At 71.6% G+C, this 21,312-nt stretch carries 26 protein-coding genes; 10 read left to right on the plus strand and 16 right to left on the minus strand.

Annotated elements, in window-relative coordinates; all coding sequences use genetic code 11:
- The coding region (locus KXC43_RS41315) for an SPFH domain-containing protein (protein ID WP_255645711.1) at positions 1-250 on the minus strand (250 nt) is incomplete at its 3' end.
- Positions 251-259: 9 nt separating this feature from the next.
- Positions 260-709, minus strand: coding sequence for an NfeD family protein (locus KXC43_RS41320; RefSeq protein WP_221381724.1), 450 nt, complete (start codon positions 707-709; stop codon positions 260-262).
- 156 nt (positions 710-865) lie between these two features.
- On the opposite strand from KXC43_RS41320, the gene KXC43_RS41325 reads away from it, so the two are divergent.
- On the plus strand, positions 866-2,170 hold the full coding sequence (locus tag KXC43_RS41325; RefSeq protein ID WP_221381725.1) for a serine hydrolase domain-containing protein: 1,305 nt from the start codon (positions 866-868) through the stop codon (positions 2,168-2,170).
- Here KXC43_RS41325 and KXC43_RS41330 read toward each other — a convergent pair.
- Positions 2,142-2,342, minus strand: a complete 201-nt coding sequence (locus tag KXC43_RS41330) for a LuxR C-terminal-related transcriptional regulator (protein ID WP_221381726.1) — start codon at positions 2,340-2,342, stop codon at positions 2,142-2,144. The two genes, KXC43_RS41325 and KXC43_RS41330, sit on opposite strands and share 29 nt — an antisense overlap.
- Before the next feature lie 127 nt (positions 2,343-2,469).
- Entirely contained in the window at positions 2,470-3,426 is a 957-nt protein-coding gene (locus KXC43_RS41335) for a DMT family transporter (RefSeq protein WP_308129495.1), read from the minus strand.
- A gap of 21 nt (positions 3,427-3,447) precedes the next feature.
- Between KXC43_RS41335 and pdxR the strand changes: the two genes are divergently transcribed.
- Positions 3,448-4,881 carry a MocR-like pyridoxine biosynthesis transcription factor PdxR gene (pdxR, locus tag KXC43_RS41340; protein WP_221381728.1) on the plus strand — a complete coding sequence of 478 codons (1,434 nt, stop codon included), beginning with the start codon at positions 3,448-3,450 and terminating at the stop codon, positions 4,879-4,881.
- Here pdxR and KXC43_RS41345 read toward each other — a convergent pair.
- The gene (locus KXC43_RS41345) at positions 4,868-5,668 is read right to left on the minus strand and encodes a DUF3097 domain-containing protein (protein WP_221381729.1); all 801 of its coding nucleotides are present in this window, start codon (positions 5,666-5,668) and stop codon (positions 4,868-4,870) included. The two genes, pdxR and KXC43_RS41345, sit on opposite strands and share 14 nt — an antisense overlap.
- Before the next feature lie 89 nt (positions 5,669-5,757).
- Here KXC43_RS41345 and KXC43_RS41350 point away from each other — a divergent pair, with 89 nt between their 5' ends.
- Positions 5,758-6,540, plus strand: coding sequence for an Rv1486c family protein (locus KXC43_RS41350; RefSeq protein ID WP_221381730.1), 783 nt, complete (start codon positions 5,758-5,760; stop codon positions 6,538-6,540).
- The gene (locus KXC43_RS41355) at positions 6,533-7,018 is read left to right on the plus strand and encodes an NUDIX domain-containing protein (protein WP_221381731.1); all 486 of its coding nucleotides are present in this window, start codon (positions 6,533-6,535) and stop codon (positions 7,016-7,018) included. Before KXC43_RS41350 ends, KXC43_RS41355 begins: the two co-directional genes overlap by 8 nt.
- Here KXC43_RS41355 and KXC43_RS41360 read toward each other — a convergent pair.
- Complete coding sequence (locus KXC43_RS41360) at positions 7,011-7,415, minus strand: NUDIX hydrolase (protein WP_221381732.1); 405 nt, start codon at positions 7,413-7,415, stop codon at positions 7,011-7,013. The genes KXC43_RS41355 and KXC43_RS41360 overlap by 8 nt on opposite strands.
- A gap of 55 nt (positions 7,416-7,470) precedes the next feature.
- Here KXC43_RS41360 and KXC43_RS41365 point away from each other — a divergent pair, with 55 nt between their 5' ends.
- On the plus strand, positions 7,471-8,001 hold the full coding sequence (locus KXC43_RS41365; RefSeq protein WP_221381733.1) for a GNAT family N-acetyltransferase: 531 nt from the start codon (positions 7,471-7,473) through the stop codon (positions 7,999-8,001).
- Here KXC43_RS41365 and KXC43_RS41370 read toward each other — a convergent pair.
- On the minus strand, positions 7,950-9,200 hold the full coding sequence (locus tag KXC43_RS41370) for an MFS transporter (RefSeq protein WP_221381734.1): 1,251 nt from the start codon (positions 9,198-9,200) through the stop codon (positions 7,950-7,952). The two genes, KXC43_RS41365 and KXC43_RS41370, sit on opposite strands and share 52 nt — an antisense overlap.
- 117 nt (positions 9,201-9,317) lie before the next feature.
- On the opposite strand from KXC43_RS41370, the gene KXC43_RS41375 reads away from it, so the two are divergent.
- Positions 9,318-9,626, plus strand: a complete 309-nt coding sequence (locus KXC43_RS41375; protein WP_221381735.1) for a hypothetical protein — start codon at positions 9,318-9,320, stop codon at positions 9,624-9,626.
- On the opposite strand, the gene KXC43_RS41380 is transcribed toward KXC43_RS41375, so the two are convergent.
- Complete coding sequence (locus KXC43_RS41380; protein WP_221381736.1) at positions 9,610-10,452, minus strand: L,D-transpeptidase; 843 nt, start codon at positions 10,450-10,452, stop codon at positions 9,610-9,612. The two genes, KXC43_RS41375 and KXC43_RS41380, sit on opposite strands and share 17 nt — an antisense overlap.
- Positions 10,453-10,495: 43 nt before the next feature.
- Here KXC43_RS41380 and KXC43_RS41385 point away from each other — a divergent pair, with 43 nt between their 5' ends.
- Entirely contained in the window at positions 10,496-11,023 is a 528-nt protein-coding gene (locus tag KXC43_RS41385; RefSeq protein ID WP_221381737.1) for an RBBP9/YdeN family alpha/beta hydrolase, read from the plus strand.
- On the opposite strand, the gene KXC43_RS41390 is transcribed toward KXC43_RS41385, so the two are convergent.
- The 5 genes from KXC43_RS41390 to KXC43_RS41410 are packed head-to-tail and all read right to left on the minus strand — an operon-like array spanning position 11,013 to position 14,727.
- Positions 11,013-11,411 carry an MmcQ/YjbR family DNA-binding protein gene (locus KXC43_RS41390; protein WP_221381738.1) on the minus strand — a complete coding sequence of 133 codons (399 nt, stop codon included), beginning with the start codon at positions 11,409-11,411 and terminating at the stop codon, positions 11,013-11,015. The genes KXC43_RS41385 and KXC43_RS41390 overlap by 11 nt on opposite strands.
- A gap of 5 nt (positions 11,412-11,416) precedes the next feature.
- Positions 11,417-12,196: an HAD-IIA family hydrolase gene (locus KXC43_RS41395; RefSeq protein WP_221381739.1), complete on the minus strand. Its 780-nt coding sequence runs from the start codon at positions 12,194-12,196 to the stop codon at positions 11,417-11,419.
- Positions 12,196-13,209: a ferrochelatase gene (locus tag KXC43_RS41400; RefSeq protein ID WP_221381740.1), complete on the minus strand. Its 1,014-nt coding sequence runs from the start codon at positions 13,207-13,209 to the stop codon at positions 12,196-12,198. Before KXC43_RS41400 ends, KXC43_RS41395 begins: the two co-directional genes overlap by 1 nt.
- A 20-nt stretch (positions 13,210-13,229) precedes the next feature.
- Complete coding sequence (fabI, locus tag KXC43_RS41405; RefSeq protein ID WP_221381741.1) at positions 13,230-13,997, minus strand: enoyl-ACP reductase FabI; 768 nt, start codon at positions 13,995-13,997, stop codon at positions 13,230-13,232.
- 25 nt (positions 13,998-14,022) lie between these two features.
- Complete coding sequence (locus KXC43_RS41410; RefSeq protein WP_221381742.1) at positions 14,023-14,727, minus strand: beta-ketoacyl-ACP reductase; 705 nt, start codon at positions 14,725-14,727, stop codon at positions 14,023-14,025.
- A gap of 88 nt (positions 14,728-14,815) precedes the next feature.
- Here KXC43_RS41410 and KXC43_RS41415 point away from each other — a divergent pair, with 88 nt between their 5' ends.
- From KXC43_RS41415 to KXC43_RS41425, 3 genes are all read left to right on the plus strand, one after another.
- Positions 14,816-16,102, plus strand: a complete 1,287-nt coding sequence (locus tag KXC43_RS41415; RefSeq protein ID WP_308129496.1) for a sensor histidine kinase — start codon at positions 14,816-14,818, stop codon at positions 16,100-16,102.
- Positions 16,099-16,749 carry a response regulator gene (locus KXC43_RS41420; protein WP_221381743.1) on the plus strand — a complete coding sequence of 217 codons (651 nt, stop codon included), beginning with the start codon at positions 16,099-16,101 and terminating at the stop codon, positions 16,747-16,749. The genes KXC43_RS41415 and KXC43_RS41420 overlap by 4 nt, the downstream gene beginning before the upstream one ends.
- A 63-nt stretch (positions 16,750-16,812) precedes the next feature.
- Positions 16,813-17,799, plus strand: coding sequence for an alpha/beta fold hydrolase (locus tag KXC43_RS41425; RefSeq protein WP_255645712.1), 987 nt, complete (start codon positions 16,813-16,815; stop codon positions 17,797-17,799).
- A gap of 347 nt (positions 17,800-18,146) precedes the next feature.
- On the opposite strand, the gene KXC43_RS41430 is transcribed toward KXC43_RS41425, so the two are convergent.
- The 3 genes from KXC43_RS41430 to KXC43_RS41440 are packed head-to-tail and all read right to left on the minus strand — an operon-like array spanning position 18,147 to position 21,189.
- Positions 18,147-19,097: a VWA domain-containing protein gene (locus tag KXC43_RS41430; RefSeq protein ID WP_221381744.1), complete on the minus strand. Its 951-nt coding sequence runs from the start codon at positions 19,095-19,097 to the stop codon at positions 18,147-18,149.
- Entirely contained in the window at positions 19,094-20,080 is a 987-nt protein-coding gene (locus KXC43_RS41435; protein ID WP_221381745.1) for a DUF58 domain-containing protein, read from the minus strand. Before KXC43_RS41435 ends, KXC43_RS41430 begins: the two co-directional genes overlap by 4 nt.
- Positions 20,062-21,189 carry an AAA family ATPase gene (locus KXC43_RS41440; RefSeq protein WP_221381746.1) on the minus strand — a complete coding sequence of 376 codons (1,128 nt, stop codon included), beginning with the start codon at positions 21,187-21,189 and terminating at the stop codon, positions 20,062-20,064. Before KXC43_RS41440 ends, KXC43_RS41435 begins: the two co-directional genes overlap by 19 nt.
- Between the last annotated feature and the right edge of the window lie 123 nt (positions 21,190-21,312).

Below are 21,312 nucleotides of genomic sequence, written 5' to 3' on the forward strand. Positions count from 1 at the left end.
CCAGGTTGTCGGAGGTGATCACCGGCTGCGGCGGGAACGAGACGACCTGCTCGCGCATGTCGACCTTGCTGCGCACCGCGTCGACGAACGGCACCAGCAGGTTCAGGCCGGGGCTAAGGGTGCGCTTGTACTTACCCAGGCGCTCCACAACGTCCATGCGCTGCTGTGGAACGATGCGAACGGACTTGACCAGCGTGACGATCGCGAACAGCGCGACCACCAGTACGAGGACGCCGATTACAGCTTCCATGGCACCTCTCTATATGTTGGGCAGATCGTCGCGCCACACGATCACCGTGCCGCCGTCGACCTTGATGACCCGGACGCGTTCGCCGGGAAGGTACTTCTCTTGGCCATCGAACGAGCGGGCCTGCCAGTGCTCGCCGTCGATCTTGACCATGCCGTGTGCGCCGTCGATCTCCTCCAGGACGGTGGCGTGCGTGCCTTCGATCGCCTCGACCCCGAACGGGGTTTCGCCTGTCTCGATCGCAGGCCTGGCGTGCCGCTTGACGATCGGGCGCAGGGTGGCCACCGACAAGCCGGACACGGTCACGAACACGATGATCTGGAGGAGGAAGGGTGCGCCGAGCGCGGCCGCGCCAGCCGCGGCCAGAGCCCCGACCCCGAAAAAGATGATCAGAAAAGTGGCCGTGAAAGCCTCGGCGATCGCCAAAGCGATGCCGAGCACGATCCACAGGACAGCTTCCACACATCGATCGTGACACGTCCGCGCACGTCCGGCGACGCTGCGTGCTCCCTCGCGGAAAATGTCATCGAACTGCCATCCAATCCGGGCCGCCGGGCGGCGTAGCCATATCGGCCGCGCGGAGTTATACCCACGAGTCACACATCGAGAGGGTCCACCGTGTCACTGCTGCCGGAGACCGGCCGACGGGTCGAGGAGATCGCCGTGCGCGCCCAGGCCGAGGGGCGTACGCCGTCGCTCGTCCTGGCTGTCGTGCGCGACCGCGCCGTGCTGCACCAGGTCTTCACCGGCGAGCATCCGCGCCCGGACGCGAAGACGCAGTACCGCCTGGGTTCGATCACCAAGACGATCACCGCCACGCTGGTCATGCAGCTGCGCGACGAGGGCTTCTTCGCCCTCGACGACCTGCTCTACCGGCATCTGCCCGGCACCCCGATCGGCGGCGTCACGCTGCGCCAGCTGCTGGGCCACGTGTCGGGCCTGCAGCGCGAGCCGGACGGCGCCTGGTGGGAGCGGCACGCCGGCGGCGACGTCGACCAGCTGCTGGCCGACCTCGGCTACGACAAGGTCGCGGGGCCGCCGTTCCGCCGTTACCGCTATTCGAATCTGGCGTACGGCCTGCTGGGCGCCGTGCTCGAGAAGGTCACCGGCGAGAGCTGGCAGGCCCTGGCCGGCAAGCGTGTGCTCGACCCGCTCGGGATGAAGCGGACGACGTACTCGCCGGTGGAGCCGTTCGCCCGGGGCTATGTGGTGCATGAGCTGGACCGTTCGCTGCACGAGGAGCCCCGCCTGGACTCGGGGGCGATGGCTCCGGCCGGCCAGCTCTGGTCGACGCTGACCGACATGGCCAAGTGGGCCGCGTTCTGGACCGACCCGGCGCCGGCGGTCCTGGCCCGCGAGACGGTCGACGAGATGTGCGCCCCGGTGGCGATCAGCGACCTCGAGTCGTGGACCGGCGGCCACGGCCTCGGGCCGCAGCTCTACCGGGTCGGCGAGCGCGTGTTCGCCGGCCACGGCGGTTCGATGCCCGGGTACGTGGCCCAGTTCGCCGTCCACCGCCGCAGCCGCCTCGGTGTGGTCGCCTTCGCCAACTCGTACGGCCTCTCCGGCACCACCATCAAGGACGTGGCCCTCGCGGCGCTGACGGCGGCCGTCGAAGCCGAGCCCGTCGCCCGCCCGCCGTGGCTGCCGCCCACCCCGCCCACCGGCGAGGCAGCCGCGCTGGTCGGCCGCTGGTGGTGGATGGGCCGCGAGTTCGAGGTCACCACCGACGGCGACGCGCTGGTCATGACCGGCCCCAACCACCGCTCACGCTTCACCCGCGAGGCCCCGGACCGCTGGCGCGGCGTCGACGGCGACAACGAGGGAGAAGTCCTGCAGATCCTCCGCGACGACGAAGCCCGCGTCACCGCGATCGACATCGCCACGTTCGTCTTCAGCCGCGACCCGGCGCACCTCGCCTGAGCCGCCTCGGCGCCCGGCCGGCGTCCACCCCGGCCCGGCCATGGGCGATCAGCACGAGGTGCACCCGGTCCCGCGCGCCCAGCTTCTCCATCAGATGAGCGACGTGGGTCTTCACTGTGGCCTCGGAGACGTGCAGGGCCCACCGCCCGGACCGCGGCCAGCATCGACGCACGCGGGCTGTCCTTGAGCAGGAACCCGGAGGCGCCCGCCCTCTACCTCGGGGTGTCCGCGCTGAGCCTGCCCGACTCCCGGGCGTGGGGCCCGGCGTAGGCGGCGCTGGCCTGCGCGGCCGGGCTCACCTACGCCTTGGCCGCGGCGGTTCCCGCGGCGGTGACCACACGCTCGGCCGCCATCACCACGTCACCGGCGGGCGCCACCGGCGGCTGAGCCGTGCTCCGTCCGGGACGGAAGCCCAGCGCCAGCCCGGCGGCGACGACCCCGATGCCCAGCCAGACCGCGAGGCCGGGCATCGGGCCGCCGACGGCCACGCCCACAGCGGCGGCCGAGACGGGGGCGATGCCGGTCAGCAGGCCGGCCCGGGCCGAGCCCAGTCGCTGGACGCACGTGTACCAGAGAACGAACGCCACCGCCGTGACCGCGACGGCCAGGTAGACGCCGGCCAGCACGTCGTCGAGCCGCAGCCGGAGCGCCGCCGTCGGTCCCTCGCCGAAGAGCCCGCCGAGGCCGAACGCCACGGCGGCCATCCACGTCGAGTGCGCCGAGACGCCCAGCGGGCCGTGGCGTCCCAGCACCGGGACGGCCAGCAGGGTGAAGCCGGCCTCGCAGGCGAACGTGACCAGCGCCCACAGCAGCCCGATGCCGTCGGTGCGGCCGAAGCCCTGCACGAGCGCGGCGCCGGCCGTGACCACCAGCGCGGCGACAATCAGGCGGCGGGCCGGGGTCTGTCCTTCGAGCAGCGGCCCGGCCACGGCCAGCAGCAGCGGCACGCAGGCCACGGCGACACCGAGGACGGCCGGCTCGGCGTGCTTCGAACCCTGCACCAGGGCCACGTTGAAGACGATCATGCCGGTCGCGACGACGCCGGCGAGCCACAGCCACTCCGCCCCGCGCGGGCGCACGACCCGTTTGCCGACGAGGCGGGCGTACAGCATGAGCAGCAGGCACGCCACCGCGTACCGCAGGGATTGGACGGTCAGGGACGGCGCGTCGGCCAGGAAGCCGGAGACCGCCACGCTGCCGCCGACGAAGGCCATACCGGTCGCCCCGGCCAGCGCGGGCAGGAGATTTGTCTTCACACCAACGATGCTGGCCGGGATATGGTCCGAGTTGAAGGACCAATCCATGGCGACCGAGGGGGACCAATTTCCGGATCGGACTTCCTGCAGCTGCGGCCGGAGGAGGCGCCGGCCAAGGGCCTGACCACCTGGCTGGCCGACGGGCTCCGGCTGGCGGTGTCGCACGGCCGCCTCGCGCCGGGGACCCGGCTGCCCGCCACCCGCCTGCTGGCGTCCGAGCTGCGGATCTCGCGCGGCGTGGTCGTCGACGCCTACCAGCGGCTCATCGACGAAGGGCTCGCGCAGGCCCGCACCGGCGCCGGCACGACGATCGTGGCGCATCCGCACGTCCGCGACGCCCCGTCCGACCGCCGCCGCTCGCTCGACACGTTGCGCCTGCCCCTGCCGCCGGCCGACGGCATCGATGTCGACCTCTCCCCCGGCGTTCCCGATCTCGCTGCTTTCCCCCGCACGGCCTGGCTGCGGGCCGAACGGGCGGTTCTCGACGAGATCACCGCGGCCGATCTGGGGTACGGCGACCCGGGCGGCACCCCGCGCCTGCGGGCCGAACTGGCCGGCTGGCTGGCCCGCACCCGCGGCGTCCGGGCCGAGCCCGACGACGTGATCGTGGTCAACGGCGTCGCCCAGGCGCTGGCGCTGCTCGCGCAGACGCTCGAGACGCGAACCGTCGCCGTCGAGGATCCGGGGTCACGCGGGGCGCGGGACCAGCTCGCGCACTGGGGCGTACGGCCGGAGCCGGTCCCGGTCGACGCCGAGGGCCTGGTCGTGGACGCGCTCACCCAGGCCGCGGTCGTCATCACGCCGGCCCACCAGTTCCCGACCGGGGTCGTGCTCGGCCCGGCCCGCCGCCGCGCCCTGCTGACCTGGGCCGCGGCCGGCGGCACGATCATCGAGGACGACTACGACGCCGAGCACCGCTACGACCGCGCCCCCGTGGCCGCGCTTCAGGGCTCGGCGCCGGACCAGGTCGCGTACGCGGGAAGTGTCTCGAAATCGCTCGCGCCCGGGATGCGCCTGGGCTGGCTGATCGCGCCCCGGCGGATGCAGCCCGCCCTGCTCACCGCGAAGCACGACAGCGACCTCGGCAACCCCGCGCTGCCGCAGCTGGTGCTGGCCCGGCTGCTCGCGACCGGCGACTACGAGCGGCACCTGCGCAACGTCCGCAACCGCCAGCGCCGCCGCCGTGACGCGCTCCTGGCCGCCCTGCGCGTCCACCTGCCGCGGGCCCGGGTGACCGGGGTGGCGGCCGGTCTGCATCTGCTGATCATGCTGGACGGCGACGAGCCGGACACGCGGACGGCCGAGCGGGCGGCGAAGCACGGCATCCTCGTCCACCCGCTGTCGTGGCACCGCATGACCCCGGGCCCGCCCGGCCTGGTGCTCGGCTACGCCGCCAACCCGCCCGACCGGCTGGCCGAGGCCGCCCGGCGCCTGGGCCAGGTCATGGCACAGTGACGAAATCGATCAGCCGCTCCATCGAGTTGATCAACGGCGTCTCGACGTCCTTGTAGCTGCTCACCGAGGACAGGATCCGCCGCCACATGTCGGCCGGTTCCCGTACGCCCACCGCCGCGCAGATGCCCTCCTTCCAGGGACGCCCGGGCGGGATCACCGGCCACTTCTGCAGTCCCACCCGCTCCGGCTTCACGGCCTGCCAGATGTCGACGTACGGGTGACCGGTGACCAGCACGTCGGGATCGGTCACGGCGGCCACGATCCGGCTCTCCTTGCTGCCGGGGACGAGATGGTCCACGAGTACGCCCAACCGTCGCTGCGGCCCGGGGCGGAACCCCCGCACCGCGCCGGCCAGGTCGTCGATCCCGTCCAGCGGCTCGACCACGATGCCCTCGATCCGCAGGTCGTCACCCCAGATCCGCTCGACCAGCGCGGCGTCGTGGATGCCCTCGACCCAGATGCGACTCGCCTTGGCCACCTGCGCCCGCACGTTGTCGACGGCGATCGACCCCGAGGCCGTCACCTTCCGCTGAGCCTGCGCGGGCGCCGCCGACGGCCGCCGCAGCGTCACCGTCTGCCCGTCGAGCAGGAACGCGGCCGGCGCCAGCGGGAAGTTGCGCCGCTTGCCGTGCCTGTCCTCGAGCACGACCGCGCCCAGCTCGAACCCGATGACCGCCCCGCAGAACCCGGAATCCGCGTCCTCCACGACCAGGTCGCGTTCGGCGTCCACCTCGGGCACGACCCGGCGCCGCCGCCACTCCCCTTTGAGCACGTCCTCCCCATACATGCAAGGCACCGTAACCCGTGCGTTGGGACACGGCGTTTCTGACTCTCCGGCCGAGACAAGGTTCCCAACCGGCACGTACCCTTGCTCGCATGTCCCCCGCAGCAGATGCGGCCACCCGCGTCGCGCGGCGCTCCACCCGGTTCGTGACCTGGGTGCGCGCCTGGCGCGCCGGGCTCGCCCCCTTCGACGAGCTGGCCGACGAGATCGCCCGCGACGAGGAACACCTGGTCGCCGACGTGCCCGGCACGTGGACCGACGTGCCGCTGCCGCAGGGCCTGCCGGCCTTCGCCAAGGTGCACCCCGACGACATCCGGCTCGTGCTGCCCGCCCCCGGCGACCCGCGCGGCCTGCCCGGCCCCGGCCCGCTCACCGGCGCGGCCATGCTGGCCGGCGAGGCCGTGATGACGCCGTCGTTCGGTGTGGTGCCCGAGGTGCGGCGCCACGTCTCCGGCTCCGGCGTCGAGTTCGAAACGGTGCTGTGGCGCTGGTTCCCGGTGGAAAACTACCGCCCGGTCTTCCAGATGGGCGCGGCCGAGGCCGAGGGCGAGCTGACCCTGGCCCTGAGCGAGGCGACCAGCCAGCTGACCAAGCTCGACGTGGCGCAGTGGAAGCCCGAGCTGGCCGGCGCCCTGCAGGCGTTGCGGCGCCCCGAAAGCACGGCCACGCTGCCGCCCGGCTTCGACCCGCGCGCCCGCCGCCTGTTCGCCCGGGCGTCGATCCTCGACCAGGTGCTCGCCCTGGCCGAGACGAACGCGCCCGGCGGAGCCATCAACGGCTACGAGGCCCAGCAACGCGACGCCGCCCTGCGCCCGCTGCTCGACGCGTGCCGCCAGGCCCTGGTCGCCGCGTGCAACTCCCCCCTGCATGCCTGACCGCATCAAGCACTGCACCTTCTGCGGCGCACGCTTCGTCCCCGGCCAGCCGTGGCCGCGCCGCTGCACAGCCTGCGCCGAAACGACATACCGCAATCCCACCCCTGTCGCGGTCGCCGTCCAGCCGATCGGCGCCGGCCTGCTGGTGGTACGCCGGGCGATCCCACCCGCCCTCGACCGGCTGGCCCTGCCCGGCGGCTTCATCGACTACGGCGAGTCCTGGCAGGACGGCGCGGCCCGCGAACTGCGCGAGGAAACCGGCCTGACGGTCGACCCGTCGACGGCGACGCTGTACGACGTCATCAGCGCCCCGGACAGCACACTGCTGGTATTCGCCCTGTTCCCGCCGCTCGCTTCCGTCGACGAGATGCCGGCCCCCGAGGCCAACGCCGAGACGTACGGCTGGGAGGTGCTGAACGGCCCGGCCGAACTCGGCTTCAGCCTGCACACCGCCGTGGCAGCCCGGTTCTTCAGCTGATCAGGCCGGCGGCGACCAGTTCGCCCAGCAGCAGCCGGATCGCGGGGGCGCACCGGGCGGCGTCGGCCGACGTGAACCAGGCCAGCTCGGCGATCTCGTTCGCGGCCACCGGCCGTTCGTCGGGTTTGCCACCGGTGAAACAGATCAGCCGTACGGTCGTGCCGGGTGGACGGTTGTGGGCCGGCGCCACGATCTCGGTGAACAGGGTGAGATCGGCCGGGTCGACGACGAGGCCTACCTCTTCGCGGGTCTCGCGGGCTGCAGCCTCGGCGTACGACTCGGACGGCTCGGGTTTGCCGCCGGGCAGATAGAAGGCGTCCAGACCGTCCGGCCGCACCACCAGGACCCGGCGTTCGCGGACGTGGACCCAGGCGGCGGCAATCACTTCACTTGTCACGCCGTGAGCCTAAATCGAGGACGCGGAGCCTCCCCGGCCACTAACCTGCAGCGCCATGGAGATTCGGGTGGAGCGGGGCGGGGACGACGTCGCTGAGGTGCATCGGGTGGCGTTCGGCGATGACGGGGACAAGATTGCTGAGCTGGTTCGGGCGCTCAAGCAGGACGACCCGGCGTTGCTGTCGTTGGTGGCCGAGGTGGACGGTCGGGTTGCCGGCAATGTGATGTTCACGCGCAGCCTGCTCGACGCGCCGCCCCGGCTGGTTGATGTGTGGGTGCTCAGCCCGCTTGCGGTCCTGCCCGAGTATCAGCGACAGGGTGTCGGGCGTGCGCTCATCAAGCGCGGCCTCGAAATCGCCGACGAACAGCGGGTGCCGCTGGTCTTTCTCGAGGGCGACCCGGCGTACTACTCGAAGTCGGGGTTCCGGGCGGGCGGCGAGCTCGGGTTCCGGAAGCCGTCGCTGCGGATTCCGGATGCGGCGTTCCAGGTTTATCCGCTGAGCGCCTACGAGGCGTGGATGACCGGCACACTCGTCTATTCTGCGACGTTCTGGGACTTCGACTCGGTGGGCTTGCGCGACTCCTGAGCCTGCAACTCGTCGATGTGGGGCGGGGTGTGCACGCGCGTCGCGATGAGCGCGGCCACCAGGCAGGCGGCGGCGCCGATGAGCAGGGCGAGACGGGGGCCGCCCTGGGCGCTGACCCAGCCGCTCAGCACGCTGCCGATCGGGGTGGTGCCCAGGTAGACGAAGACCCACAGGGCCAGGATGCGGCCCCTGTACTCGGGCGCCGCGTGCAGCTGGATCGCTGTGGAGGCCAGGGTGGCGAAGCCGAAGGCGGCCGCGCCGGTCAGCAGCAGGGTGACGGCGGCGACGGGCACGTCGGGGGCTATCGCCGTCAGGGCCATGCCGGCCGCGAAGGCGAAAGCGGTGAAGACCAGGTACGTACGCCGGGGGTGTTTGATGAGGCCGACCGCGAGGGAGCCCAGGATCGCGCCGACGCTGAGCATCGTGGAGAGCAGCCCGTAGGTGCCGCCGTCGCCGTGGAACGTCTGCTTCGCCAGCACGGGGAGCACGACCGCGAAGTTGAACGCGAGCACGCCGACGAAGCCCATCATCACGAGCGGCAGCCAGACCTGCTGGCGGGTGCGGGCGTAGCGGATCGCGTCGGCCACTCCGCTGTGCGAGACCGCGCGGCGTGCCGTGGCGAGCGGCCGGATGGCGAGCAGCGCGACGATGACAGCCAGGTAGGAGAAGGCGTTCACGGCGAAGCACGGCGTCGTCCCGACCGCGACGATCAGCACGCCGGCCAGGGCCGGGCCGACCACGCGGGCGCTGTTCATCACGACGCCGTTGAGGCTGACCGCGCTGGCCAGGTCGGCCGGTGGGACGAGCGAGCTGACGAACGCCTGCCGGGCCGGCGAGTCGACGATCCCGATGATGCCGCCGGCCACGCTGACCGCGACGATCAGCGGCACGCCGGCCCGCCCGGACGCTGCGGCCAGCCACAGGCCCAGCGCCAGCACGCCGTACGTGGCCTGCGTGACGAGGATCAGCTTGCGCAGGTCGAAGCGATCGGCGACGGTCCCGCCCCACGGGCCGAACAGCAGCGACGGCACGCCACCGGCCGCGAGCACGAGTCCCAGCGCCGAAGCCGAGCCGGTCAGTTGCAGCACGAGCCAGCCGATCGCTGTCTGCTGCACGAAGGTGCCACTGGCCGAGGCCACCTGCCCGCCGAAGTACCAGCGGAACGGAACGGCTCGCAGGGCGCGGAAACTGTCGATCATGCGCGACGGGTGCCCCGTACGCCGGTCGTGCGAATCGTCTCGTGACCGAGGACTCAGGCCGGCCCGAGTCCTCGTGACTGAGCACTCAGGCTGGCGTGACCTCCGTACGGTGACGGGATGCAGAAGCCGGAACTGGACGACGGGCAGCGGACGCTGGCCGGGCGCGTCACCGCGATGATCGAGGGGCTGGGGCCGGGCGACGACCATTCGGACGCTCTGCCCGCTCTGCGCGAGCTCACTCGGGACAGCCTGGTGCTCGGGGACGTGCTCGGCGACTATCTGCACCAGGTGATGGCCGGTAGCCAGGCCGGCACCATCTCGCTCTGGCCCGTGCTCGAGTTGCTGCGGGCGGCGGGCGCCGACGAGGAGCGGGCCGCGGCCAAGGCGACCTGGCTGCGCACCTCGCCCGTCACTCCACCACGCTGACCGGCACGCCGTCGGGCAGGTGACGCAGCAGCAGGCGCTGGACGTCGGGCGGCACGCGGACGCAGCCGTTGGAGATGCTGCGGCCGAAGGCGGATTCGTCGCGCCAGGCGTGGATCGCGGTGTGCCCGTTGCGCAGCGAGGCCGACAGGGCGTCCCGATCGTCGGGCACCGCGCCCAGCACGAGCGCGTCGAGACCGGCGTACACGGAACCGTGGGTGATGGTGCGGCCCATCACGAAGGTGCGGCCCAGCGGGGTCGGGGTCCGCGACGAGCCGACGGCGACCTTCCACTGGCCGCGCTGCTGGGAGTCGCGCAGCCAGGTGAGCCGGCGCCGGCTGAGGTCGACCACGAGCTGATCGCGCAACGGCCGTACCGATCCCGACGACGAAGGCACCCACCCGATGCGCCGGTTGATCGACGGGATCAGCACCGCCAGCCAGCCCGGCCGCTTGCCGACGATCGGCGCGGTGACCGGCAGCCCGCTGATGGTCCGCGGCAGATAGGCCCTCGGCTTGCCGCCGGGCGCGTCGTAGACGGCCACCTTCCGGTGCGGCCGCAGGCCTTCGACCAGGGCGGCGACCGAGTGGGCGGCCGGGTCGTGGGCCAGGCCGGGCGCCGCGTGCCAGTAGGAGATCTTCGGCAGTCCGGGCGGGGCGGGTGCGGCCTTCGGCACCGGCACTGGCGCGGCCACCGGCTGAACGGCGGCGGGCACTCGGCGCGCGGTCAGGGTCCCGCCGGGATCGGCGCGCGTGGCGGCCACGGCAGCGGTGGCGCCCAGAGCCACCGCCAGCAGCCCGCCCGCGACCGCCGCCCTACGGGTGTACATCGCCCCACACTATGACAAATCGCGGGCCTGCAAGAATGCTCCGATGCGAAGAGCGATCATCTTTCACGGCACCGGCGGCAACCCGGGCGTGGCCTGGTACCCCTGGCTCGCGGCACGGCTGGCCGAGCGGGCGTACGACGTAGAAGTTCCGCATTACCCCGGACTCAACGTCGAGCCGGTCGCCGAGTTACTGCCGCAGGTGCTGAAGGCACACACCTTCGACGAGCAGACCGTGCTGGTCGGCCACTCCGGCGGCGCCTCGCTGCTGCTGGCCGTGCTCGAACACGTGCGGGTCGCCCAGGCCATCCTCGTCGCCGGCTACAGCACCCGGCCCAACGATTCCGACGAGCCCGTGCTGCAGGCGGCCTACGACTGGGACACGATCCGCGCCAACGCCGGCGAGCTCTACTTCATCAATTCCCGCCAGGATCCGTACGGCTGCGACGAGCACCAGGGCCGGGCCATGTTCGAGCGCCTGGGCGGCACCCAGATCGTCCGCGACGACGGCCACTTCGGCGACTGGAACCAGACCTACGACGAGTTCCCGCTGCTGAACCGGCTCATCCCGTAGCGGCGTCGAGCCGGGCCACTCGGCGCTTACCCGCCGTGCGGCGGTAGCTCGCGTCGAGCAGCTCGGCGATCTCGTTCCAGTCGGTGTCGTCGCTCAGGTCGATGCCGATCCAGCCCGCCGGCGCCAGGTAGGCCGGAAGGTAGCACCGCGGGTCGTCGACCAGGGCCGCACGCTCGTCCGGCTCCAGCAGCACGAGCAGCGACTGGTCGTGCCGCCGGTACTCGCCGTCGACCTTGACGCTGCCGCCGTAATAGGCGAAAACCTTGGTCGTGTAGAAGGCCGGGATCCCGTGCGACACCTTCTCGGCCGCATCGGGAAAATTCAGCGCCAACTCCCGTACGCGATGAAGCAGTTGATCTTCTTCGTCGAACATCACGGGGTGGCCCATCGCGGTCAGATCTCGTCGATCAGATCGGCCACCGAGTTGACGATGCGGGACGGGCGGAACGGGTAGCGGTCCGCCTCCTCACGCGTGCTGATGCCGGTCAGCACGAGGATCGTCTCGAGCCCGGCCTCGAGCCCGCACAGGATGTCGGTGTCCATGCGGTCGCCGATCATCGCCGTGCTCTCGCTGTGGCCCTTGATGGTGTTGAGGGCCGAGCGCATCATCATCGGATTGGGCTTGCCCACGAAGTACGGGTCGACGCCGGTCGCCTTCGAGATCATGGCGGCCACCGAGCCGGCGGCGGGCAGCGCGCCTTCGTTCGAGGGGCCGGTGGCGTCGGGATTGGTGCAGATGAAGCGGGCGCCGCCGTCGATCAGCCGGATCGCCTTGGTGATCGCCTCGAAGCTGTACGTGCGGGTCTCGCCCAGCACCACGTAGTCGGGGTCGAACTCGGTCAGCACGTAGCCGGCCGCGTGCATGGCCGTGGTCAGGCCGGCCTCGCCGATGACGTACGCCGTGCCGCCCGGCCGCTGGTCGGCCAGGAACTGCGCGGTGGCCAGCGCCGCCGTCCAGATGGACTGCTCGGGCACGTCGAAGCCCATGCGGGTGAGCCGGGCCTGCAGGTCACGCGGCGTGTAGATCGAGTTGTTGGTCAGGATGAGGAAGGGCTTGCCGGACGTCTTCATCCGGTTGACGAACTCGGGGGCGCCCGGCACCGGCACACCCTCGTGGACGAGTACCCCGTCCATGTCGGTGAGCCAGCTCTCGACGGCCTTGCGCTCAGTCATCATGCTCCTCGTCGCTGTGGGGGTGGGCAGCACGGGACCGGGCAGTCGTCCCAGACCGGCAGCGTACCGAGCCGCTGCAGTGGCGCACCCTCGGTACGCTCGCGCACCAGGTCACGCACCATCGTGACGAAACGCGGATCGGTGCCGGGCGTCGCCGCCCGCGCGTATCCGAGACCGAGCCGCTTGGCCGTGTCGGCGGCCTCGTTGTCGAGGTCCCAGAGCACCTCGAGGTGGTCCGAGACGAAGCCGATGGGGCTGACCACGACGTCGGTGACGCCCTGCTCCTTGAGGTTTTCGAGGTGGTCGTTGATGTCCGGCTCGAGCCACGGCACCTGCGGCGGGCCGGAGCGGCTCTGCCACACCAGGTCCCAGTCGTCGTGGCCCGCGACGAGGCGTGCGGTCTCGTGCAGCTGGGCCTCGTAGCGCCCGCCCGTCGGGCCGGCGGTCTTCGCCATGCTCTCCGGGATCGAGTGCGCCGTGAAGACGAGACGTGTCGTCTCGCGCCGGCTCTCGTCGAGCGTCGCCAGGGCGGACTGCACGGCGCTCGCGTGCGGGCCCACGAAACCCGGGTGGTCCCAGAACTGGCGCAACTTCGAGATCACCGGCGCGCCCGGACCGACCTTGGCCCGGGCGTTCGCGATGTCCTCCCAGTACTGCTTGCACGACGAATACCCGCCGTACGCGCTGGTGGCGAACCCGAGCGCATGGGTCACGCCGTCGTCGCGCATCTGCGCCACCGTGTCGGCCAGCATCGGCTGCCAGTTGCGGTTGCCCCAGTACGCGGGCAGATCGATGCCGCTCGTCCTGAACTCGGCGCTCACCGCCGCGAGCAGGTCACGGCACTGCTGGTTGATGGGCGAGACCCCGCCGAAATGGTAGTAGTGCTCAGCCACCTCGGCCAGGCGCTCGTCCGGAACTCCACGCCCGCGCACCACGTTGCGCAGGAACGGCATCACGTCATCGGGCTTCTCGGGACCGCCGAAGGACAGCAGGACGAAGGCGTCATAGACCACCAGTCCACTATTCCACCGGGCTACGCACCCAGCGCGTGGTAGCCCCCGTCGACGTGCACAACCTCACCCGTCGTGGCCGGGAACCAGTCCGACAGGAGGGCGCAGATGGCCTTGCCGGTGGCCGTGGTGTCGTGCAGGTCCCAGCCCAGCGGCGCCCGGTTGGCCCACGCGTCCTCGAACTGCTCGAAGCCGGGGATCGACTTGGCCGCCATCGTGCGCAGCGGCCCGGCGCTCACCAGGTTGCTGCGGATGCCCTTGCTGCCCAGGTGCAGCGCCAGGTAGCGGTTGGCCGACTCCAGGCCCGCCTTGGCCACGCCCATCCAGTCGTAGACCGGCCACGCCTTGGTCGCGTCGAAGGTCAGGCCCACGATGCTGCCGCCCGCCTGCATGAGCGGCAGGCAGGCCACAGCGAGCGACTGGTACGAGTACGTGGAGACCTGCAGGGCCTTGGACACGTCCTCCCACTGCGCGTTGAGGAACTCGCCACCCAGCACGCTCTGCGGCCCGAACGCGATCGAGTGCAGCACCCCGTCCAGCCCGTCGACGTGCTCCCGCACCTTGCCGGGCAACGCGGCCAGGTGCTCCGAATCGGTGACGTCGAGCTCGATCACCGGCGGCGGCTCGGGCAGGCGCTTGGCGATCCGCTCGACCAGCGACATCCGGCCGAAGCCGGTCAGCACGACCTTGGCCCCGCTCTCCTGAGCGATCCTCGCCGCCGCGAAGGCGATCGAGGCGTCGGTGATCACGCCGGTGATGAGCAGCCGCTTGCCGGCCAGCAGTCCAGACACGGGTTGTTACTCCTTAGATGTTTTCTCAGTGACCCATACCGAGGCCGCCGTCGACCGGGATGACCGCGCCGTTGATGTAGCCGGCCGAGTCCCCGGCCAGGAACGTCACCGCGGCCGCGACCTCGTCGGTGGTGGCCAGCCGGCCGGCCGGGACGGCCTTGATGATCTCGGCCCGCCGGTCGTCCGTCAGCACCTGGGTCATCTCGGTGTCGATGAAGCCCGGCGCCACCACGTTCGCCGTGATGTTGCGGCTGCCCAGCTCACGGGTGATGCTGCGGGCCATGCCGACCAGACCGGCCTTGCTCGCGGCGTAGTTGACCTGGCCCGGGCCGCCGTACAGCCCGACAACCGACGAGATGAAGATGATCCGGCCCCACTTGGCGCGCAGCATCTTGGAGCTGGCCCGCTTGGCGACCCGGAACGAGCCCTTCAGGTTCGTGTCGATCACCCGCTCGAACTGCTCCTCGCTCATGCGCAGCAGCAGCGTGTCGTCGGTGATGCCGGCGTTGGCCACCAGCACCTCGACCGGGCCGAGCTCCTTCTCGATCTGGGTGAACGCGGCGTCGACCTGAGCCTGGTCGGTGATGTCGCACTGCACCCCGTACAGGCCCTCGGGCGCGCCGCTGCCCCGGTGCGTGACCGCGACCCGGTCACCCTGCTTGGCGAACGCCTGCGCGATGGCGAGGCCGATGCCCCGGTTGCCGCCTGTCACCAGTACCGTGCGAGCCACGACCTTCGCTCCTCATACCCAGGTAGGGGGTGCCGGATGGCACCGCGGGGGCACGACGGCGCGGTGCGCAGCGCCGTAACCTGCCGGAGTGGAGACTATCGGCCCGGTGACCCGGCGCAATGCCACGGGGCCGCTACGCCGCCTGTTCTGGTCCCGCGAGACTTCCCGCCCCGCACCGCGGGCGCGCATCTGGATCTATCTGGTGCCGCTCGGCCTGCTGGCCCTGATCGGCCTGGGCCTGGGCACCGGCGCCTACCTGACCGACAACCGCCAGCTCGACCCGATCTGGGTCGTGATCATCGCGGTCGGCTCGGTGCTGCCGATCATTGTCACTCTGCGTCGCCCGGTGCTCGCCTGGCGGCTGGGCTTTCTGATGCTCTTCCTGGGCTCGCTGCAGCCCGGCCTCAAGGAGTCGTGGCCCTGGAACCCGGTCCAGATCCTCGGCTTCCTGCTGATCCTGGGCCGTCTCGCGGTGGTCGAGGACGCCGCCCTCACCATCTGGGCAACCACCTTCAGCCTGGTCCCGGTCTTCGTGTACGCCCCGTACGCAAACGCCTGGGGCGCCGCGATCCTGCTGGTCGCGATCGCCGCGCTCGGCGACATCGTGTCGCGCCGCCGCCGTACGAAGGCGCTGCTCGCCGAAAGCGTCGAGCTGACGGAGCTGGAGCGGGCCAAACGCGCCGTCCTGGAGGAACGCACCCGGATCGCCCGCGAAATGCACGACGTGGTCGCCCACCACATGTCGATGATCGCCGTGCGCGCCGAGACCGCGCCCTACCGGGTGGGCGATTTGTCCGACCCGGCCAAGGACGAGCTGGCGACGATCGCGGACGCGGCTCGCGAGGCCCTGACCGACATGAGGCGGCTGCTGGGGGTGCTGCGGGCCGAGCAGGACGAGGCGCCCCGCGCTCCCCAGCCCGGGTTCGCCGAGGTCGAAGACCTGATCGCGACGGCTCGGGCCGCCGGAGTGAACGTCGCCTACGACGCAACCGGGCTGTCGTCTTCTGTGGATATCCCACCTGATGCCGAACGCCCTGTGGACAACGAAAGCCTTTCCGGTGACGGCTCCCCTAGGCTGCCCACCCTGGGTGGGGCGGCGGCGGAGCTCGCGGCGTACCGGATCATCCAGGAGGCCCTGGCCAACGCGGCGCGGCACGCGCCCGGCGCCCCGGTGACCGTCGATGCTCGCGGCCTCGACGACCGGTTGGAGGTCACCGTGCGCAACCCGCTGACATCCGCCCTCACCGCGAGCAAGGGGCACGGTCTGGAGGGCATGCGCGAGCGGGCCGAGCTGCTGGGCGGCACGCTGACCGCCGCCCCCGACGGCGACCATTTCGTCGTACGGGCGATTCTGCCCAAGGGAGAGAACCAGTGATCAAGATCCTGATCGCCGACGACCAGGCGATGGTCCGCCAGGGCTTCGGCGCGCTGCTGGCTGCCCAGCACGACATGCTGGTCGTGGGCGATGCCGCGGACGGCGCGGCCGCCGTCACCCAGTCCCGCGAGCTCCGCCCCGACGTGGTGCTGATGGACGTACGCATGCCGGTCATGGACGGCCTGGAAGCAACCCGCCGCCTGAACCACAACGACGGCCCCAAGGTCTTGATCCTCACCACGTTCGACCTGGACGACTACGTGTACGCGGCCCTGCGCGCCGGCGCCAGCGGCTTCCTGCTGAAGGACGCCCCCGCCGCCGACCTCATCAACGCCGTACGCATAGTGGCCGCCGGCGAGGCCCTGCTGGCGCCCTCCGTGACCCGCCGCCTGATAGCGGAGTTCGCCGCCCGCCCCGTAGCCGACCGCCCCCGCCCGGCGGCCCTCAACGCGCTCACTCCCCGCGAGACAGACGTGCTGCGCCTGATCGCGCGCGGCCGCTCCAACCAGGAGATCGCCGAAGACCTGGTAGTGGCCGAACAGACCGTGAAAACCCATATCGGACGCATTCTGGCCAAGCTGGGCCTGCGGGACCGAGCCCAGGCAGTCGTCTTCGCCTACGAAACCGGGCTCGTCGTACCGGGGTAGCACCCACGATTGCGGTCTGTGGTGTGACGATCCGGGGTCCACTTCAGCCGGACGCTCCGCGGCATGCGAATCCTGCCGCTCGCCCTGGTCCTGACCAGCCTGCTCAGCCTCACACTGCCCGCTCCCGCGCGCCGCACCGCCGCCGCCGGAGCGCCCGCCGCCGCCCCACCCAGGGTGGGCAGCCCAGCCGTTTCGCCGCGATCGAGCCGGGCGTTGTCCACAGGCACGCCCACGGTTGCGACCTTCAGAAGCACTCTCGTGGCCACCTACCGCGAAACCGCCACCCACATGCTCGCCGGCGGCTGCCCCTACGCCACCTGGGCGGCCCAAGGGCGCCACTTCCTGTTCTTCGACCCCGCCGGCGACGGCCGCGCCGCCGAAGTGCTGGGCGATCTCGCCACCGCCACCCGCGTCGCCGTCCTGATCCCCGGCGTCGACACCACCCTGGCCGACTTCGACCGAGGGCTCGGCGGCGTCCCGCGGCGCGCCCCCGGCGTCCAGGCCCGGGCCCTGCACGACCTGCTCGCCAAGCGCGCCCCGCACACCGCCGTCATCGCCTGGCTCGGCTACGACGCGCCCGAGGGCATCGGCCTGGCCGCCGCCACCGAAGGCCGCGCTCGCGACGGCGCCGCCGCCCTCACCACGTTCGTCCGCGACCTGCTGCCCGGGAAACACGTCACCCTGATCGGCCACAGCTACGGGTCCATCGTCGCCGGGCTCGCCGCGAAGGACCTGCCTGAGGTGGCCGACGTCGTCACGCTGGGCGCTCCCGGCATCGGCGTCGACCGGGCCGACGAGCTCGGTGGCGCGCGGGTCTGGTCGGCGCTCGCCCCGACCGACTGGATCCGCCGCATCCCGCAGGTTCGGGTGCTGGGGCTGGGGCTGGGGCGCCGGCCCACGTCGCCTGGCTTCGGGGCGTACGCCCTGCCCACCGACGGTGTTGCCGGGCACGATTTCTATCTCGTGCCGGGCAGTTCCACGTTGCGAGCGGTGGCCGGGGTCGTCCTGTCGGGTGGTCCTCGACACGACTTGCCGGGCCGCGTTTCTTAGTAGCGTCTTAAGGGGTACAGTTCCGGGCGGTCCTGACGCCGAACGACTTGTTGGAGGTGATCGCTGTGCGAGATAGCGATCCTCCTAGTCGTGGCCGGGCCGCCCGTCAGCGTGACTGACCGCTGACCTCTCTCAACCCCGCATCGCCCCGTTCCCGGGGTTCAGTCGTGTGCGCCGCGACGACGACGCGTGGGTGCCGGCCGCGACGTGACGTGCGCTGATAACGCCCGGTCACCAGCGGAAGAAGCCTCCGATGAAGAACCTCATCGCACCCCTGACCTTCACGGTCGCCGCGGTCTACGTGGTCGTCCTGTTCGTCCTCGCCCACAGCACGCCCTGACTGCGGGTCAGGGCAGCCGTGACGTCCAGATCAGCGACAGACCGGCCGCCGCCAGACCCAGCAGCAACGCCAGCCCGGCGTACCACTGCGTGACCTCGCGGGGCTCCACGCGGTGCCCGATCGAGCTGCCCATGTCCTCGTACACCTGCTTGAGCTCGCTGACCGAGGCCGCCTCGTAGAAGTAGCCCTTCGTGTTCTCGGCCAGCTGCTGCAACGACAAGCGGTCGACCGGCACCCGCTGCAGGGCGCCGCGGATGTCGACCACGCCGGCGTCGGTGCCGAAGGCGATCGTCGACACCGGCACGTTGGCCTGGGCGGCGGCCGTTGCGGCGTCCTCGACCGAGCGGCCCGACGTGCGGTAACCGTCCGACAGCAGCACGATCCGGGCCGGGGGCGCGCCGGCGGCGCCGTCGGCGGGCACCGAGCGGATCGCGTCGAGCGAGGTGAAGACCGCCTCGCCGGTGGCGGTCGCCTCGGCCAGGGTGAGGCCGTCGATCGCCGAGATCACCTCAGACCTGTCCTTGGTCGGCGAGACGAGCACGTTGGCCGCCTTCGCGAACGACACCAGACCCAGGTTGTAGGTGGGCGGGAGTTCGTTGACGAACGCCTTCGCCGCCTCCTGGGCCGCCTCGATGCGGTTGGGGGCCACGTCGTCGGCCTCCATCGAGAGCGACACGTCGATCGCCAGCATCACCGTGGCCCGTTCGAGCGGCTGTTCCTTGTCGACCGACGGACGGGCCAGGGCCGCCCCCAGAGTCAGCAGGGAGAGCAGCAACGCCGCCGCCGAGATGTGCCGGCGCCAGCCCAGGCCCTTGGGGGCGAGGGTGCGCAGCAGGTCGACGTTGGTGAACCGCATCGCGTACGTGCGTTTGCGGAACTGCCGCCACGTGTAGAGGCCGGCCAGGGCCAGCACCGGCAGCAGCGCAAGGAGCCACCACGGCTCCAGGAATCGGATCATCGGGTGGTCCCCCGGGTGCGTGCGTGTCGTTGGGCGGCGACGAAGCGGACTATGTCCAGCAGCCAGTCGGTGTCGGTGCGCAGGCGCAGGTGGGCGGCGCCGGCCGCGCGCAGGGCGGCGGCGATGGCGCCGCGCTGCTCGGCCGCCGCTTCGGCGTACCGGTGTCGCAGTTTGGCGTCGGCGGTCTGCACCTCGTGCAGCTCGCCGGTCTCGGGGTCGGCCAGGGCGAGCACACCGACGTCGGGCAGTTCCAGCTCGCGGGGGTCGACGACCTCGATGGCGAGCACGTCGTGCCGGACGCCGAGCTTGCGGACGGGCCGGGACCAGCCGTCGACCGGCGCCATGAAGTCGGAGATCACGACGGCCACCCCGCGACGGCGGGGCGGCCGGTTGAGCAGGTCGATCAGGGCGCCGAGGTCGGTGCGGCCGGGCCGGATCTCGGTGCCGGCGATCGCCCGCAGCAGACCCTGGGCCTCCTTGCGCCCGGGCCGGGCGGGCAGGCGGATCACGGGCGCGGCGGGCGGGGCTTCGGGCGTACGACGCCGGAAGCGGCCCGGCGACTTCGCGACGCCGGAGCCGGTGCCGACGACCGCGCCGATCCGGTTTCCCCCGCGTACGGTCAGATGGGCCATCGCCGTGGCCGCGGCCAGCACCAGATCGCTCTTCAGGTATTTCGCGGTGCCGAAGTCGAGGCTGGCGCTCAGGTCGATCGCCATCCACGTCTCGAGCTCGCGGTCGGCGACCGTGCGGCGCACGTGCGGCAGCGTGGTGCGGGCCGTGACCGGCCAGTCCATGCGGCGCACGTCGTCGCCCGGACGGTATTCCCGGGACTCGCCGGCCTCGCTGCCGGGGCCGGGCAGCAGGCCCGCGTAGTCGCCCTGGAGCAGCCCGTCGAGTTTGCGGGTGACCAGCAGCTGGAGCCGGGAGAGGACGGCCTCGGCCCGGGCCGTGCCGGCCTCGCCGCCTAGTGCTGTGCCGGCCATACCGCACCGGACTGCGGAGCGTGGGGCTGCGACCCGTCGCTGCCGGGGGCGACCGGGTGGGTTCCGTTCGGCGACGTGCCCTGCCGGGCCGCGACCGAGGGCAGCGGGACGCTCTGCATGATGCGGGCGACGATGTGGTCGGCCGGGATGTCGTCGGCCAGCGCGTCGTAGCTGAGCACCAGGCGGTGGCGCAGGATGTCGGGCGCGATGTCCTGCACGTCCTGCGGCAGCGCGTAGTCGCGGCCGCGCAACAGGGCCAGGGCCCGGGTCGCGCGGACGATGCCCAGCGAGGCGCGCGGGCTGGCCCCGTACTGGATCAGCTGGGCCACGTCGGGCATGCCGTGCTGAGCCGGGGCGCGGGTGGCCAGCACCAGCCGGACCGTGTAGTCGACCAGGGCGTTGTGCACGAACACCTGGTCGGCGCGGCGCTGCAGGCCGAGCAGGTCTTCGGTGGTGAAGACCGTCTTGGGTTCGGGGGGGCTCACGCCCATCCGGTAGACGATCTCGCGTTCCTCGGCGTCGGTGGGATAGCCGACCAGGATCTTCATGAGGAAGCGGTCGCGCTGCGCCTCGGGCAGCGGGTAGACACCCTCCTGCTCGATCGGGTTCTGGGTGGCCATGACCAGGAACGGCGTGGGCACCTCGTGGGTCTGCCCGCCGATCGACACCTGATGCTCGGCCATGACCTCGAGCAGGGCCGACTGCACCTTGGCCGGGGCCCGGTTGATCTCGTCGGCGAGCAGGAAGTTGACGAACACCGGGCCCAGCTCGACGTCGAACTTCTCGCTGGATTGACGGTAGATCCGGGTGCCGACGATGTCGGCCGGAACCAGGTCGGGGGTGAACTGGACGCGCGAGAACGAGCCGCCGACCACCCGGGCCAGCGTCTCGACCGCGAGCGTCTTGGCCACGCCGGGCACGCCCTCGAGCAGGCAGTGCCCGCGCGCGAGCAGCGCCACGAACATGCGCTCGACCATCCTGTCCTGGCCGACGATCACCCGCTTGACCTCGAACATCGCCCGCTCGAGCTGGGACGCGTCCTGTGCCGGGGGCACGGGCGCACCGGCACCGGGGGTGGTCTCGGTCTCGGGCGTGAGCGGCTGCGCCACCAGTCCTCCACAGCGGGTCGAAAAGACATTGCCGACGCTCAAGCCTTACACGACCGGCCTGAGAGCGTGCTTCTGGTGTCGCATTACGCTCCGGCGGTGCGCCTGACCATGGTCCACGGGCTT

The sequence above is a fragment of the Paractinoplanes polyasparticus genome (assembly GCF_019710575.1).
GTDB lineage: Bacteria > Actinomycetota > Actinomycetes > Mycobacteriales > Micromonosporaceae > Actinoplanes > Actinoplanes polyasparticus.

Coding starts and splice junctions, on each gene's coding strand:
- KXC43_RS41370 (WP_221381734.1), bottom strand. CDS start 9,200: ATGATCGACAGTTTCCGCGCCCTGCGAGCCGTTCCGTTCCGCTGGTAC.
- KXC43_RS41390 (WP_221381738.1), bottom strand. CDS start 11,411: ATGGGCCACCCCGTGATGTTCGACGAAGAAGATCAACTGCTTCATCGC.
- KXC43_RS41345 (WP_221381729.1), bottom strand. CDS start 5,668: ATGTATGGGGAGGACGTGCTCAAAGGGGAGTGGCGGCGGCGCCGGGTC.
- KXC43_RS41365 (WP_221381733.1), top strand. CDS start 7,471: ATGGAGATTCGGGTGGAGCGGGGCGGGGACGACGTCGCTGAGGTGCAT.
- KXC43_RS41385 (WP_221381737.1), top strand. CDS start 10,496: ATGCGAAGAGCGATCATCTTTCACGGCACCGGCGGCAACCCGGGCGTG.
- KXC43_RS41435 (WP_221381745.1), bottom strand. CDS start 20,080: ATGGCCGGCACAGCACTAGGCGGCGAGGCCGGCACGGCCCGGGCCGAG.
- KXC43_RS41350 (WP_221381730.1), top strand. CDS start 5,758: ATGTCCCCCGCAGCAGATGCGGCCACCCGCGTCGCGCGGCGCTCCACC.
- KXC43_RS41380 (WP_221381736.1), bottom strand. CDS start 10,452: ATGTACACCCGTAGGGCGGCGGTCGCGGGCGGGCTGCTGGCGGTGGCT.
- KXC43_RS41425 (WP_255645712.1), top strand. CDS start 16,813: ATGCGAATCCTGCCGCTCGCCCTGGTCCTGACCAGCCTGCTCAGCCTC.
- KXC43_RS41375 (WP_221381735.1), top strand. CDS start 9,318: ATGCAGAAGCCGGAACTGGACGACGGGCAGCGGACGCTGGCCGGGCGC.
- KXC43_RS41430 (WP_221381744.1), bottom strand. CDS start 19,097: ATGATCCGATTCCTGGAGCCGTGGTGGCTCCTTGCGCTGCTGCCGGTG.
- KXC43_RS41355 (WP_221381731.1), top strand. CDS start 6,533: ATGCCTGACCGCATCAAGCACTGCACCTTCTGCGGCGCACGCTTCGTC.
- KXC43_RS41395 (WP_221381739.1), bottom strand. CDS start 12,196: ATGACTGAGCGCAAGGCCGTCGAGAGCTGGCTCACCGACATGGACGGG.
- pdxR (WP_221381728.1), top strand. CDS start 3,448: ATGGTCCGAGTTGAAGGACCAATCCATGGCGACCGAGGGGGACCAATT.